The organism is Endozoicomonas acroporae (genome assembly GCF_002864045.1).
Lineage (GTDB): Bacteria > Pseudomonadota > Gammaproteobacteria > Pseudomonadales > Endozoicomonadaceae > Endozoicomonas > Endozoicomonas acroporae.
The window spans coordinates 20,952-35,732 of the sequence record NZ_PJPV01000133.1 but is presented as its reverse complement, the minus strand read 5'-3'; the positions used below and the strand labels follow the sequence as shown (position 1 = coordinate 35,732).

10 protein-coding genes are annotated in these 14,781 nt (G+C 52.4%); 4 read left to right on the top strand and 6 right to left on the bottom strand.

What is annotated here, in order from left to right:
- Positions 1 to 370 precede the first annotated feature (370 nt).
- The 6 genes from CX664_RS25845 to nagE all read right to left on the bottom strand — a co-directional run bounded on the left by CX664_RS25845 (position 371) and on the right by nagE (position 9,731).
- On the bottom strand, positions 371 to 766 hold the full coding sequence (locus tag CX664_RS25845; RefSeq protein WP_146000134.1) for a hypothetical protein: 396 nt from the start codon (positions 764 to 766) through the stop codon (positions 371 to 373).
- Between the two features lie 391 nt (positions 767 to 1,157).
- Positions 1,158 to 2,006, bottom strand: coding sequence for a dimethyl sulfoxide reductase anchor subunit family protein (locus tag CX664_RS18425; protein ID WP_101748142.1), 849 nt, complete (start codon positions 2,004 to 2,006; stop codon positions 1,158 to 1,160).
- A gap of 2 nt (positions 2,007 to 2,008) precedes the next feature.
- Complete coding sequence (locus CX664_RS18420; RefSeq protein WP_206679327.1) at positions 2,009 to 2,644, bottom strand: DMSO/selenate family reductase complex B subunit; 636 nt, start codon at positions 2,642 to 2,644, stop codon at positions 2,009 to 2,011.
- 21 nt (positions 2,645 to 2,665) lie between these two features.
- Complete coding sequence (locus CX664_RS18415; protein WP_244910691.1) at positions 2,666 to 5,158, bottom strand: DMSO/selenate family reductase complex A subunit; 2,493 nt, start codon at positions 5,156 to 5,158, stop codon at positions 2,666 to 2,668.
- 230 nt (positions 5,159 to 5,388) lie between these two features.
- On the bottom strand, positions 5,389 to 7,953 hold the full coding sequence (gene ptsP, locus CX664_RS18410) for a phosphoenolpyruvate--protein phosphotransferase (RefSeq protein WP_101748141.1): 2,565 nt from the start codon (positions 7,951 to 7,953) through the stop codon (positions 5,389 to 5,391).
- Positions 7,950 to 9,731 (bottom strand): N-acetylglucosamine-specific PTS transporter subunit IIBC, encoded by a 1,782-nt coding sequence (gene nagE / locus CX664_RS18405; RefSeq protein WP_101748140.1) that lies wholly within the window; start codon positions 9,729 to 9,731, stop codon positions 7,950 to 7,952. Before nagE ends, ptsP begins: the two co-directional genes overlap by 4 nt.
- Positions 9,732 to 9,973: 242 nt before the next feature.
- Between nagE and nagB the strand changes: the two genes are divergently transcribed.
- The 4 genes from nagB to CX664_RS18385 all read left to right on the top strand — a co-directional run bounded on the left by nagB (position 9,974) and on the right by CX664_RS18385 (position 14,691).
- A complete protein-coding gene (nagB, locus tag CX664_RS18400) occupies positions 9,974 to 10,774 on the top strand; it encodes a glucosamine-6-phosphate deaminase (RefSeq protein WP_101748139.1) in 801 nt (266 codons plus the stop codon).
- A 1-nt stretch (position 10,775) separates the two neighbouring features.
- Entirely contained in the window at positions 10,776 to 11,966 is a 1,191-nt protein-coding gene (gene nagA / locus CX664_RS18395; protein WP_101748138.1) for an N-acetylglucosamine-6-phosphate deacetylase, read from the top strand.
- The gene (locus tag CX664_RS18390; RefSeq protein ID WP_101748137.1) at positions 11,963 to 13,180 is read left to right on the top strand and encodes an ROK family transcriptional regulator; all 1,218 of its coding nucleotides are present in this window, start codon (positions 11,963 to 11,965) and stop codon (positions 13,178 to 13,180) included. The genes nagA and CX664_RS18390 overlap by 4 nt, the downstream gene beginning before the upstream one ends.
- A 605-nt stretch (positions 13,181 to 13,785) precedes the next feature.
- Positions 13,786 to 14,691, top strand: a complete 906-nt coding sequence (locus tag CX664_RS18385) for an ankyrin repeat domain-containing protein (protein ID WP_101748136.1) — start codon at positions 13,786 to 13,788, stop codon at positions 14,689 to 14,691.
- The last annotated feature ends 90 nt before the right edge of the window (positions 14,692 to 14,781 follow it).

The window sequence follows — 14,781 nt, the reverse complement described above, 5'->3', positions numbered from 1 at the left end:
CTGTAAATTAATTCCCTACGCTGTAACCGTAATTCCTATAAGATAGTACTACAAGCACCGCAATACCACGAAGAGGCTGCCAGCATCTCATCATATTCACTCGCGTGGCTTGGAGGCTGTCGGATTAAGAGCAACGGAAGCTCGGGGAATTAATTAGAAGAGCAGAAATGCCACGGATAATTCATGCTATTTATCTGTCGGCTTAGCTACCTGTAGGTAAATGAGATTGTCGAAAACCCTGAACAACACTTCACGAAGGTCGGTTCCCATGCGCACCCGCAGGGGATAACTGCCGACTCGGGTCACCACCGCCATACCCGATGAAACTCAGAGATCATGGTGCATGGTGCTGGAATTCCCGGGGTGGGGGTCATAACACGGTTTCGTTATTGATGGATCCAACTTCACCTTGAATTTCTGTCGGTACGACAGTTACTTCAGGAGCATGAGAGATAATCAAGGGCGAACCGGGCTGTTGTGTGATCACCTTGGGGTCAATGGAAGATAGGGGAGCGATTTCACGTTCTGCTAAATGGCAACAGGTAACGACTCCACCCATTACAGCAAGGCCTGCTGCACCTCCTGCTGCCGTGCCCCCAGAAGCGCCGAGACAAAAATAAGCGAAAGTTTTTGACACCTTAGCACAGGTACAAAGCCCACCAAGAATATAACCTTCCATTGCACATGCCATGCAAGAAAATACGTATGGTTTTTCAGTGCCGGGGGGACAGAAAAAACTTTTAGCAGTTGAGCATGATACATCCATAAAAATTACCTCTATAAAAGTTTATCGGAATATTCCACTTTCATAGACTTCATTTTTACTAAAAAGTTTCAACAACTGTTCTTAAGGTGTAAATTAATTACCCTGCCCCACAAAAAAATAATACGAAAGTACTAAATCAACCAAAACACCAAGAAAAGACGAAAAGTAAATATTGCAAAAACCTTGTGATTTTCGTGCTTTTTATTACGATAGTGCCAAAATTAGCCCCTGTTTCTTCCAGTGAAATATGGGCGTCTTCTTCCTGACTATTCTGGGTAGCTATGACCACGGCCTGATCAGGCGAAGCTGGTAATAGTTATTGTGCGTTCATGCGTCCGGAGTTTTTGAATAGTTCCTCCTTTCATTTATGAAGGAGGAACTTTGTACTTATTTACATGCCACTGGCAAACATATGCAGGTCATAGAAGAAGATACGACCACACAGTTCAGCCGTGAGCACCAGGACGGTACTCACCCCTGCCAGACCTGCCGCTGAGTTATTACCACGAGTGGCAGCCATCACCCAAACGCCCAGACCGGCAAACAGCAGAACGAGACGGGCCAGCATCAGACGACCGTGGTAGTCAAACAGACCCAGCGGGTTAGCAGGCAGGTCAACCTGACCCAGCCAGAACAGGTACAGCGGGTAACCCACCAGCACCAGACCCAGAGTGATAAAGCCCAGAGTGGCCAGTGCACGATCAGCGTTTTTCTGGAAAGCACCCAAAGTGGCCGACTGACTTCTCAGCATCAGCGCCGCCGCCGGGATACCCACCACAAAAGCGGTCATAACAAACTGGAAGATGGTCCAGCCGCTGTTCCAGGCGGGCACCGTGGCCAGGGTGTACACATTGGCAATGGCCAGCAGTAACAGCACGCCCAATACCATGGCTCCCGCCAGAACCAGCTTCTGCAACTTGGCCAGGATACCGAAGTGCACCATGGCCACATAAGTGAAAACAGCACCACCAAACAGCGAAGTGGTGATGATCTCAACACTCAGTGCCGACAGATGTTTCAGACCAAAAATAACATTCATGGCACGCAATGGCTGACCCAGGTGAGTCATGGCCGCAGCGCCGGAGATACCCAGCAGCACCAGAACCACCATCAGCAGTTTATTCAACAACTGCTGACGCTTAGTATCACTGTTCACCATCAGCAGGCAGGCCAGTACCAGGAACAGGCCAACGGTGCCCTGTGCCAGCACCGTAAAAAATACCAGTGGCAACTCATGCATGGTTATACCTCCCGTGTGTTCATAATGCGTCCGGTCTTGTCGCCGGAAGGTTTGGCATGACGGCTCGCCTTCATTACCAGCGATGGCTCAGTCAGAGAGGAGTCCGGCAGTGGCGCAATATCCGCTTCCGTGCCGTATTTGGCACGCAGCTCATCAATCGGACCAAAATCCAGGGCACGTAGCGGGCAGGATTCGATACAGATCGGCTGCTTGCCCTGCTCAACCCGGTCGAAACAACCATCACACTTGGTCATGACTTTCTTCTCGGCATCAAACTGCGGTGCGCCGTAGGGGCAGGCCATTTCACAGTAACGACAGCCAACACAGACGTCGGCGTTAACCAGCACCAGGCCGTCCTGGTCACGCTTATGCATGGCACCGGTTGGGCAAGCCCTGGTACAGGCTGGCTTGGCACAGTGGTTACAGCTGATGGAGGTGTAATAGGCAAACACGTTCTGGGCGTAGGTGCCGTCCTGGTTCTGAAGCCAGCTACCACCGCCGTATTCATAGACCCGGCGCCAGTTCACGCCGACTTTCAGGTCATTCTCATCTTTGCACGACAATTGACAGGTTTTGCAGCCCGTACACTTGGCCGTGTCGACATAAAATCCCAATTGTTTTATTGAGGGTTGTTTCATCGAACTTTAATTCCTGTCCTGTTATGCCCTGGCAATGTTAACCAGGTTGCTGTGCTGGGGATTGCCCTTGGCCAGTGGCGATGGGCGCTGGGTGGTCAGCGTATTCATACACGCGCCCCGGTCCACGCCACTGCGGTCTGGTGCGTACCAGCTGCCCTGCCCCATGGCGACCACGCCGGGCATAATGCGCTCAGTCACTTTCGCAGCAACACGGATCTCGCCACGGTCATTCCAGACCTTCAGCATGTCACCGTCTTTTATCTTGCGCTTGTGGGCATCAACCGGGTTGATCCACACTTCCTGCCGGTTGGTTTCCCGCAGCACATCGACGTTGCCATAAGTGGAGTGAGTACGGGCTTTAAAGTGGAAACCAAACATCTGCAGCGGATACTGCTGCGCATGGTCTGCCTCATGCCCTTCCCAGGAAGAGACGTATTCAGGCAGTGCCCGAATAGTATCGCTCTCCCCCAACGTCCAGCTGGAGGCAATATTCGCCAGACGTTCAGAATAGATCTCAATTTTACCGGAGGGGGTATCCAGTGGATGCTTTTCAGGGCTTTCCCGGAACTCACGGAATTGAACATGGGGTTCACCGGGGTTCTTCTGCTTGACAATGCCCTGCTCACGGAAGGTTGCAAAGTCCAGGTCCACCAGTGTCGGGTTCATCCTCTGGGATTCTGCATAAATATGACGCAACCAGGCTTCCTGGTCCCGACCTTCGGTGAACTGCGCTTCTACCCCAAGGCGTTTGGCAATACCTGTACACATGTCGTAGACCGAACGGCATTCATACAACGGCTCAACCGCAGTATCACAGAAAATGGTGTAACCCATATTTCCGCAGTACCCGTTAGGCGCGAAATCCGGTTGCTCAGCCGCAGTCAAATCCGGCAGCAGAATATCCGCATAGCGGGCACTGGGCGTCATGTGGTTGTCGATGACCACAATCATTTCACACTGGCTGTCATCCTGGAGAATGTCATGGGTGCGATTGGTGTCCGCATGCTGGTTGATGATGCAGTTACCCGCATAGTTCCAGATGAACTTGATGGGCTGAGTCAACTTTTCTGCACCACGAATACCTGCGGTCAACGCGGTCATTTCATCATGACGGTAAATGGCATCCGTCCAGAGGAACATGGGAATGGACGTTGATACCGGGTTGGTCAGTGTCGGAAAGACCGCAAAGGGCATGGAGTAGCTGCCTTCACGGGCACCGGTACCACCACCGGGAATACCCACATTACCGGTCATCACCGCCAGCATGCAGATAGCCCGACTGGCCTGCTCACCATTGGCGGTGCGCTGCAGACCCCAGCCCTGCATAATGTTGCAGGGTTTGGTCATGGCAATTTCACGGGCCAGACGGATGATGGTGTCTGCCGGGACACCGGTTATTTTTGCCGCCCATTGCGGGGTCTTTGCAACACCATCATCGCCTTTGCCCAGAATATAGGATTTCCAGGAAGCGCCTTTCGGTGCGCTGGCAGGCAGTGAGTTTTCATCGTAGCCGATGGTGTACTTGCCCAGGAATTCATTATCCACCAGGTCTTCGGTAATCATCACCCATGCCATACCGGCTACCAGTGCGGCATCGGTACCCGGTCGCAGCGGAACCCACTCATCATTGGCACCCAGGACCGTATCGGTCATGCGCGGATCAAAGGTGATCATACGTGCGTTACTGCGTTGTCGGGCTTCGGACAGCTGATAAACAATACCGGCGCCACTCATACGGGTTTCCGCCGGGTTGTTGCCAAAATTGACCACCAGCCTGGTATTCACAACATCTGACGTACAGTTATTATCTACCCAGCTACCGCCGTACAAATACGGTAAACTCACGGCAATCTGGGCCGTGCTGTAATCACCATAGTGGTTAAGATAACCGCCCCAGCAGTTCATCAGACGGGCGATCGGTGTGGCGGCTGGCGGCCAGGATTTGGAAACCGTGCCTCCCAGCGTACCAGTACAATAGTTGAGATAGATGGCTTCATTGCCATACTCTTTTTTGATGCGCTTCAGGTTATCAGCGATGGTGTCAAACGCTTCATCCCAGCTGATGCGCTCAAATCGACCTTCACCACGCTTACCGACACGCTTCATTGGGTATTTCAGACGGTCAGGGTTGTAGACGCGCTTGCGGAAGGAACGGCCACGAAGACAGGCGCGAACCTGGTGGTCACCATAGGTATCGTCACCGGTGTTATCGGTTTCGGTATGAATGATCACACCGTCTTTTACCTGATGACGCAGTGCACAGCGGGAGCCACAGTTGACCGTGCAGGCAGACCAGACTGACTTGATCTCTTCAACCGCAGGTTTGGCCTCTGTCGCAGAAGCTTTCACAGGCAGTGTGTGCGCAGCGACCACTGCCGCACTGCCCGCAGCGGTTCCCCACTTCATAAACGTTCTTCGCTTCACCGTGGAAGCCAGTACTTTATCCACAATTTCTTTCATTGATATCGCCAACCCATCATAAATACTGGTCGTGATCACAGATTGCTCAGACAATTATCAGATTCTGCTTTCCCTGAAGAGATAAAGGTGTGAACAAAAAGTGCCGCCAACCAAATGGTAGGCATGATAATTGGGCAGTAATTAACCGACAGATGACCTGAATCAAGACCCTGTGATTTAAAGTACAACTACGTACTATCTCAGGAAAACTACATATTTCAGACAGCAATAAAAAAGCCCCATGGCCAAAACCAGGGGGCTGTCAGATAGACGATCGTCTGCAATCAGGCAGTCAAACGTCTTACGTCTTCTACTGAATCCAGAGTCAGCGCTTCACGGGCCAGGCTCTGGCAGTGCTTATAGTTCAGGCTGCGAACACGGGCCTTAACCACCGGGATTGCCGGGACACTGATGGACAGTTCCTGAACGCCCAGACCGACCAGAATAGGCACCGCATTCGGGTCACTGGCCAGGCTGCCACAGATACCCGTCCACTTGCCTTCTTTGTTGGCTGCTTTCACCGTCATATCGATCAGGCGCAATACTGCCGGGTGAAGACCATCGACACGTGCCGCCAGTTTTGGATGGCCACGGTCAACGGCCAGGGTGTACTGAGTCAGGTCATTGGTACCGATAGAGAAGAAGTCCACTTCTTTGGCGAAATGATCGGCCAGCAGCGCAGCGGACGGCACTTCAATCATAATACCCACTTCAACGGTGACGCCTGTCGTTTCCTGCTCTTCCAGCACCAGTTTTTTCACGGCACGGAATTCATCCAGGGAGCTGATCATCGGGAACATGATACGGGCATGACCGGCATGAGCCGCCTTCAGAATCGCACGAACCTGCTTGCGCAGCATGGCGGGACGGTTAATACCGATACGCACGCCACGTTCACCCAGGAACGGGTTCTCCTCTCTTGGCAGTGGCAGATAAGCCAGAGGCTTGTCACCACCGACGTCCAGAGTACGGATAATGACCGGACGATCTTTACCCATAGCGTCCAGAATACCTTCGTAGGCTTTTACCTGCTCATCCATGGTGGGTTCGGTTGCACGTTCCATATAGAGGAACTCGGAACGCAGCAGACCTACCGCTTCAGCACCCATTTTGACCGCTTTTTCCGCATCGTCCTGGTTGGCAATATTGGCAGCGATCTCAACATGATGGCCATCCAGAGTCACCGCAGGCTGGTCAGCCACTTTCAACGCTGCCGCATGTTCGGCCGCCGCACGTTCCTGGCGGGCAACGGTTCTGTCGATCTCTTCCTGAGTAGGATTAACCAGCATGTAAGCCTTGTTGGTGTTCAGGATAACATCGGTACCGTTCTCATACTGACGAACACTGCCCGGTACGTTGACCAGGTAAGGAATACCCAGGGAACCGGCCAGAATCGCCGCATGGGAAGTCGCGCCGCCGTGCAGGGTCACGATACCAATCACGCGCTGGCGATCCAGAGTCACCACTTCGGAAGGCGTAATGTCTTCCAGACAGAGAATGGTGTTTTCCGGCAGCTGATCGGTGCCGCCTTCAACGCCCATCAGGTAGCGCAGAACCCGAAGACCAACGTCTTCTACATCGATGGCCCGGGCCGCCAGCAGCGGGTTATCCAGCTTGCGCATTTCATCCGCTTCGGCCAGAAAACTTCGATGCCATGCCCACATGGCGCTCTTGCCTGCTTCAATCAGTTCACGGGCACGGTCACTGATCGCCGGGTCTTCCAGTAACTGCTGATGGGCAACAAATACTTCCGCATGACCACCTACATGATCCGCTTCCATTTTGGTCACCAGCTGCTGCAGGGACTCCCGGGCTTTCTGGATACCGTAGCCCAGCTGACCCAGTTCATCGCTGACACCAACACCCTCTTCCGGGTAGCTGGGCAGTTCATGAACCAGATGGTGCAGCTTGCCAATAGCCATACCCGGTGCCGCTTTAACGCCGGGTAAACGACCATCGGAGCCTTCTACCGGTCCAAGCAGTGGCGCTTCTTCTTCCATGGCTTCATCAGCGCCCGGCAGCACGTCGGCAACAGCTTCACCTAAACCACTGCGGAAACCATCCAGAATGGCTGCCATCGCTTCTTTGGCATCAGGGCCGGTGACGGTGATTTGCAGGTTAGAACCCAGTACCGTCTGCAGCCCCATCAGAGCAGTCAGACTGTTGGCCTTGCACTCTTTGCCAGTGTCTTTGTTCAGAATCATCACATCAGAATTGAAGCGTTTGATAATCTGAATCAGAGTGGCAGAAGGACGGGCATGAAGACCCAGTGGGTTCATCAGCACAAAATCGTCTGTCAGGGTAATGCTGTCCTGACGGCTGTATTTGCTTTCGGTGGACATCTCCTTTTCAGGCTCAGCCCCAATGGCAAATACGCTATCCTGCCCCGCTGTTACTTCGGTACGGGGATTTACCACCACACCGGTTTCCCCGGTGGTGATCATAATCGCGGTTTGCAGGCTGGCCGCCCTGGCTCCGACAAACTCAGGATCAAACGACAGCAGCTGCTGACCAACAGATACTTTGTCGCCTATTTTGACGTTGGTCTCAAAGCCTTCACCACGCAGAACAACCGTATCGATGCCCACATGGATCAACACTTCCACACCGGAATCTGTCTTGATAGCCACGGCATGTCTGGCGTCATGGAGCTGGCTGATGGTACCGGTGCACGGTGCCAGTACCACAGAGTCCGTCGGGTTGATCACAATACCGTCACCGATCAGCCGACCAGCAAATACCGGGTCAGTGGATTCCTCGATGGATAACAGCATTCCGGACAGAGGCGCAACCAGTGACAGTTGGCAAGGTTTGCCCTCTTTTTTGACATCTTGATGGGAGAGCGTCATGCAGAAACCTCAACATTGGCAAGATCATCCGTCACCGGGATCTTTTTCATTTCATCAGCAATTATTTCAGCCTGGGGACCGACGACGATTTGCAGGTTCTTGTCACCCACACGAACCACCGCCGCGGCCCCCAGCGCCTTAATACGGTCATCACTGACGCTGGCAGTATCTTTCAGCGTCAGACGCAAGCGAGTGACGCAGGCATCAATCTGAGTCACGTTCTGGTGGCCACCCAGCACTTTCAGGCACTGACGGGCGAACAGAGCAGTATCTTTTACTTCCACGTCTTCTTTCACTGTCTCCGAAGCAGCCTCCGGAGAAACAGCCGCCGCTACCGGCTGAACCTGACCTGGCAAGTGGATAGCACCCAGATCTTCAGTAGCCGCAATTTTCTTCATCTCACCGGCAATGATTTCTGCCTGTGGACCCAGAATAATCTGCAGGCTCTTATCACCGACACGGATCATACCGCTGGCACCCAGTGCCTTGATCACACGCTCGTCAGCCACAGAAGGGTCTTTCAGGGTCAGGCGCAGGCGGGTAATGCAGGCGTCGATATTGGTGACGTTATCCAGACCACCAATCGCTTTGGTAAACTGACGAGCCTGGTAAGCGTTGTCGCCCATACCCTGCTTGTTTATATCTGCAGCACTCTCAATTGAAGAACCGTCGTCGTCTTCACGACCCGGTGTTTTCAGGTTAAACATCTTGATGGCGAAGTAGAAAACGCAGAAATAGATGACAGCGAATACCAGGCCAATAACCACCAGAGTCCATGGCTTCGTTGCCAGACCCCAGTTTAGCACCATGTCAAACAGACCAGCGGAAAAGCCAAAGCCAGTCAGAACGCCCATGGCATTGGTCACTACCAGGGAAGCACCGGTCAGCACTGCGTGAGCGGCATACAGGCCGGGAGCCAGGAACATGAACATGAATTCCAGAGGCTCGGTAATACCGGTCAGGAATGCCGTCAGGGCAACCGAGAACAGCACACCGCCAACCTGTGCACGACGGCTCTTGTCTGCCGTCAGGTACATGGCCAGGGCCGCTGTCGGCAGACCAAACATCATCACCGGGAAGAAACCGGTCATAAACACCCCGGCCGTCGGATCACCGGCAAAGAAGCGATGCAGGTCACCGTTGACCACCTCACCGGCAGCGTTGGTGAAGTCACCCAGACCAAACCAGAAATACGAGTTCAGAACGTGATGCAGGCCGAAAGGAATCAGGCCACGGTTCAGGGTACCGTAAACAAACTGACCAACCGCACCAGAGCCGGCCACACCGTGACCAAAAGCATCAATACCATTTTGAATAGCAGGCCAGATATGACCACAGGCCCAGCCGATCGCCAGCATGAACAGCCCCGTCATGATGGGTACTAAACGTTGTCCACCGAAAAAGCCAAGATAAGTCGGCAGCGGCACTCCATGAAAGCGGTTATAGGAATGACCGGCAACGATACCGCTGATGATACCGCCGAAGAAGGACATATCGATGTCAGGATTAATGGTTGCCGTTGTGGCTTTCAGAATAAAAAAGCCAACAGCACCCGCGATCGCTGCTGCACCAGCGCCGTCTACCGCCAGGCCCAGGGCGATACCCATGGCGAACAGCAGCGCCAGATTGCTGAAAATCGCGTTACCCGCCTGCGCCATAAAGGGAATATCCAGCAAATCAGGCTGGCCCAGACGCAGCAGCAAAGCTGCGACAGGTAGAACGGCAATAGGCAGCATCAGTGCCTTACCGAGTTTCTGCAAGTAACCCAAAATGTTCATGATTGATCAACCATTTAATTCTTTATAGTGAGAGTGTGTCTCGTTCTGTGTGGCGCGGAATTTTACTGATTTATTTTTCAAAGAAAAATAAAAAAGCGAATACATTGACTCAGATCATCACTTAAAGACATTTTCTACCCGTTGAGCACATTGCCAACCGCCTTTATTTTCCATCAAAAAATAAATAGACTATGATGCATAACATCACCCTGAGCAGATTAGCGAAGACTGGAGTTTACGACATGCGCTTTATACCTCTGAAAGACAAGCCAGCCGTTGGTCGTTGGGCTGCTCGATACATTGTCAGCCGGATCAAGGCATTTAATCCGACCCCTGAACGCCCCTTTGTTCTTGGCCTGCCAACCGGCGGCACACCCATCCCGACGTATCAGGAACTGGTTCGCCTGCACAGGGAGGGAGAAGTCAGCTTTGCCCATGTTGTTACCTTCAACATGGACGAATACGTTGGCCTGCCTGCCGATCACCCGGAATGTTACCGAATGTTCATGCACCGCCACTTCTTTGATCATGTGGATATCCCGGCAGCAAACATTAACTTTCTGGACGGTAACGCAGAAAATCTGGAAGCCGAATGCCTGCATTATGAAACAGCGATTAAAAATTATGGCGGCATTGAGCTGTTTATGGGTGGTGTCGGACACGATGGGCACATCGCATTTAATGAACCCGGTTCTTCACTGTCCTCCCGGACCCGCCTGAAGACGCTGACCACGGAAACCCGTGAAGCCAACGCGCGCTTCTTTGATCAGGACATCAGCCAGGTACCAAAACTGGCGCTTACCGTGGGTGTCGGAACGGTTCTGGACTCCCGTGAGCTGATGATTCTGGCCACTGGTTCTGATAAATCCCGTGCGGTTCAGGCCACGGTTGAAGGGTCAGTAAACCATATGTGGACAATATCTGCCCTGCAGCTTCATCCAAAAGCGATGATGATCTGTGATGACCCTGCCACCCTGGATCTGAAAGTTCGCACTCTGCGCTACTTCCAGGATATTGAGTCTGAAAACATCAAGGACTTTTGATATGTCTGCGGATCTGGTCATCAGCCCGGAAAAGAGTTACGCACTGGTTAATTTCAAACCGTTATCCGGTGACCCGGAGCAGTCGTCGTTTGATACCATCATTATAGAGAATGGCCGAATTTCGGCCATTGGCAAGGCAGAGGATATTGCCGGTGATCATCAGGGTGCCGATAGCCTGAAAAAAATAGACCTCGGCGGTCTTACGTTAAGTCCTGGTTTTATCGACCTGCAATTAAACGGCTGTGGTGGTGTTCTTTTTAACAGTGATATCTCCATCAATACGCTCGATATCATGCACGTGACCAACCTCCGCTCAGGTTGTACGGCATTTCTGCCTACGCTGATTACCACCAGTGATGAGGATATACGACAAGCGGTTAAGGTCACCCGTGAATACATGGCCAGGCATCCGGATCGTGTACCCGGCATCCATCTGGAAGGTCCTTACCTGAATCCTCAGCGCAAAGGCATTCATGATCCGGACTTCATCCGTGGGCCATCCTGCGCAATGATCGACTTTTTCTGTGACAATGCCGACGTCATTGCCATGGTGACACTGGCACCGGAAATCTGCCCTGAAGGCACCATTGAAACGCTGAGTAAAGCGGGCATTGTTGTGTCCATCGGCCACACCAATGCCACCTGTGAGCAGGCTAAAGCGGCAGAACAGGCGGGGGCAACCTTTGCCACTCATCTGCATAACGCCATGAGCCCCCTGGGCAGCCGCGAGCCTGGTGTGGTAGGTGCCGTCTTTGACAGCCATGCTATGGGTGCCGGTATCATTGCTGACGGTCTTCACCTGTCCTGGGAAAACCTGCGTATCGCCCATCGTCTGATGCAGGACCGTCTGGTGCTGGTGACCGATGCAACCACGCCGACCGGTACGGATATGGCCACCTTTGTCTTCGCCGGACAAACCATCTACCACCAGGATGGCAAGTGCTCCAATGCGGATGGCACCCTGGCCGGATCCGCACTCACTATGATTGCAGCGGTCGCCAATAGCATTCGGGCAGGGATTGAGCCTCAGGCGGTGATTCGCATGGCTACCGTCAATGCAGCAAAAGCCATTCATGTTGACAGTCAGATGGGCAGCATTGCGGTTGGGCAGTTTGCCAACCTTGCCATTTTCGATGACAACTTTACCCTGCTGGGTACGGTAAGCGGTGGCGAGCTGAAACTACAAAAATGACGACAGTAATTGCCAATCTGGACTTCGTAAAAGAGCGGAACATTTCTGCGGTTTACCAAGCGATTGTTGATCATGGCTCCATCTCAAGAATCCAGATAGCCAGACAATGTCGTCTGGCTGCCGGTAGCGTGACCCGTATCACCCGACAACTGATGGAAGCAGGCCTGATTGTTGAACAGGAACAGCAGACCTCTGAACGGGGGCGTCGGGCCACATCGCTGGCTCCCCGGCAGGGCCAGATCCAGATTCTTGCAGCAAGGGCAGGCAGAACCAAACTCCACCTGGGGTTGTGTGACCTGTCAGGCAAGCTGCTGGCTGAATACTCAGAGCCGATTCAGCCTTTGAGTCAGGTTGAATTTACCAAACAGCTGATTGCCTCGCTGAGAAAATTCCTCAAAACCCATAAGAAGCATATTCGTTGTCTGGCCGGTGTTGGCATAACAACACCGGGCCTGGTTAATTCAGCCAAAGGAATTATTACTTTCATGCCCCACCTGTCTGTCAGCAATCTCCCTTTGGCAGAGCAGGTGTCTGACGCATTAGGGATTCCCTGCTTTATCAACAACTTTATTTCGTCCATGGCGCTGGCCGAGCACCACTTTGGTGTCAGCCGTGGATTTAAAAACAGCCTCTTTGTCAGCGTCCATAACGGGGTGGGAGCCGGTATGATTCTGGACGATAAGCTCTATGAAGGCAGCACCCTGGCCGTTGGCGAGATTGGCCATATTCAGATCGATCCGCTGGGAGAACGATGTTACTGCGGTAACTTTGGCTGTCTGGAAACCCTGGTCTGTAATCCGGCCATAGAAAAGCGCTGTCATAAGCTGCTGGCGTCGGGTGTTCCCAGTCTGTTAAATAAGAGCCAGACCAAAAAGGCGGATATCCTGGCAATCTGTCACGCTGCGAACGAGGGCGATCAGCTGGCAAATGATCTACTGAAAGAAGCCGCTGGTAACCTTGGCAGGGCAATAGCCATGAGTGTCAACCTGCTGCGACCGGACACAGTGGTGCTTGCCGGTGAGATCTGTGCCGCTGCCACGATTATCCACCCGGTGATCAAACACTGTCTGAAAACACAGACGGTTTCAATCAATGAAAATCTTCAAACCAGCGTCGTTTACTCAACGCTTTATGACAGCCCATGGTATGGCGGGTTTACCCTGGTAAGAAGGGCGCTTCTGGAAGAAGGGCTACTGTTGCAACTTATCCAGTAAGAAAGCGGGGAAGGGTGATTGGCACAGTCTTTATTCAGGGTACGGAGCTAACGCCCTTCGACTCCTCAGGACGAACGGAGTTTGGATGCCATTGATAAAAGGAACCCATCAATTACATTCAAACCCTGTACCGGCTGGTACATGGTTTTGCGATGCTGTCAGGAAAGACAGCTGGCTGTTAAAGCCAACAATCAGTGCATCGAACAAAACCGTCGCTGGCCACCAATGTAGTCACCTGCAAAGCCGGGAGAGTTCAGGGCTTCCATAATTAAATATCTGCCATTTGGATCATTCCACTCAATTTTTCAAATGATCGAACTTACTTTAGCAGGTTGTTGTCAGTTGCTGTTGATAAACAATGGAGGATATTAACGCAATGCAACTCTGCAACATTGGATATCAGGTGCCTCACCTGGCCCTCACAAAGTCTCCATTGCAGGACTCGATAAAGCAATTGTATTAATAGCTAAAAGAATAATGAATTCAGCTAAATAGCAATTTGATAAAACTCCAATAATAAACCAGCTACTGACCATACTATGAGTTGCAAACGTTCTTTATCCATTTCATCCATGCCACCAGGTTCATAGTTATGAAAATGCCTGTTGAATACCGCCTTGCAGGATGTACCGGAGGCAGAAAAGGCAGATGTCGCCATCATGCTCATGACACACCGCCATAAAAAAGATGGCGTGACCCCGTTTTATCTTGCCACTCAGAATGCCCATGAGTGGATCTTGGCAACTTTCCTGAACTACTTGCTGGCATTGCCTGAGGCAGATATTCCCCGGGCCCTGGTGGCAGTCATGAATGCTGCCCACAAAAATGGCCAAACCCCACTGTGTGAAGCGATCATAAGAGGCGATGACCGAATGGTATCCTGCTTCCTGCAGGTCCTGGAATCCTCGCCGGAGGCCAAAAGAGCCGATACCATGATTGAGGTGCTGGCCCCTGAAAAGCAGAGCAAGGGCAAGGGCGAGAGGCAGCCGCTCCATCTGGCTGCCCGCATGGGCAATAGCAGGATCATACAGTTACTGCTGGAGTCTGTTTCAGCGGTACCGGAATCAGAGCGGAGCAAGGTAGCCAGGCAGGTGGTGAATGCCACTGACGCTCATGGTGCTACTCCGCTATTAATTGCTGCAAATGGTGGATTTGTCAGGATTGTCCAGCACATAATGGCGGTCATCAGTGGAGTGCCGGATTCAGAAAAAGCCGAGCTTGGCAATGCCCTGGTGAATACCGCCAACAAAGACGGGATGACCCCGCTCTATGTTGCAGCTTCGGCCCCATACAGGCCTATTGTGTTGATGCTGCTGGAGCACGGTGCTGACCCGGAACAGGCAAAGGTTGGCTGCGTCCTGGGAACATGCCGGAGATCGAATACCCCCCTTCAGGTAGCAGGCCAACGTGGCAACAAGGATATTGCTGCCTTGATCAATAAAGCGATTCAGTCACGCAAGGCGGCAACTCTGCAGTCAGGAAAGGAAAAGGAACCGGCTGCAGCTCTATAGGGAAAAATAGTTTACGACGATTTTGGATGAAAGCATTCTTTAATGGAAGTTTAAAATTTCAGACAACCGTAATTGTCCTACCGGTCAATT

Coding starts and splice junctions, on each gene's coding strand:
- CX664_RS18390 (WP_101748137.1), top strand. CDS start 11,963: ATGACGACAGTAATTGCCAATCTGGACTTCGTAAAAGAGCGGAACATT.
- CX664_RS25845 (WP_146000134.1), bottom strand. CDS start 766: ATGGATGTATCATGCTCAACTGCTAAAAGTTTTTTCTGTCCCCCCGGC.
- nagB (WP_101748139.1), top strand. CDS start 9,974: ATGCGCTTTATACCTCTGAAAGACAAGCCAGCCGTTGGTCGTTGGGCT.
- nagA (WP_101748138.1), top strand. CDS start 10,776: ATGTCTGCGGATCTGGTCATCAGCCCGGAAAAGAGTTACGCACTGGTT.
- CX664_RS18425 (WP_101748142.1), bottom strand. CDS start 2,006: ATGCATGAGTTGCCACTGGTATTTTTTACGGTGCTGGCACAGGGCACC.
- CX664_RS18420 (WP_206679327.1), bottom strand. CDS start 2,644: ATGAAACAACCCTCAATAAAACAATTGGGATTTTATGTCGACACGGCC.
- ptsP (WP_101748141.1), bottom strand. CDS start 7,953: ATGACGCTCTCCCATCAAGATGTCAAAAAAGAGGGCAAACCTTGCCAA.
- nagE (WP_101748140.1), bottom strand. CDS start 9,731: ATGAACATTTTGGGTTACTTGCAGAAACTCGGTAAGGCACTGATGCTG.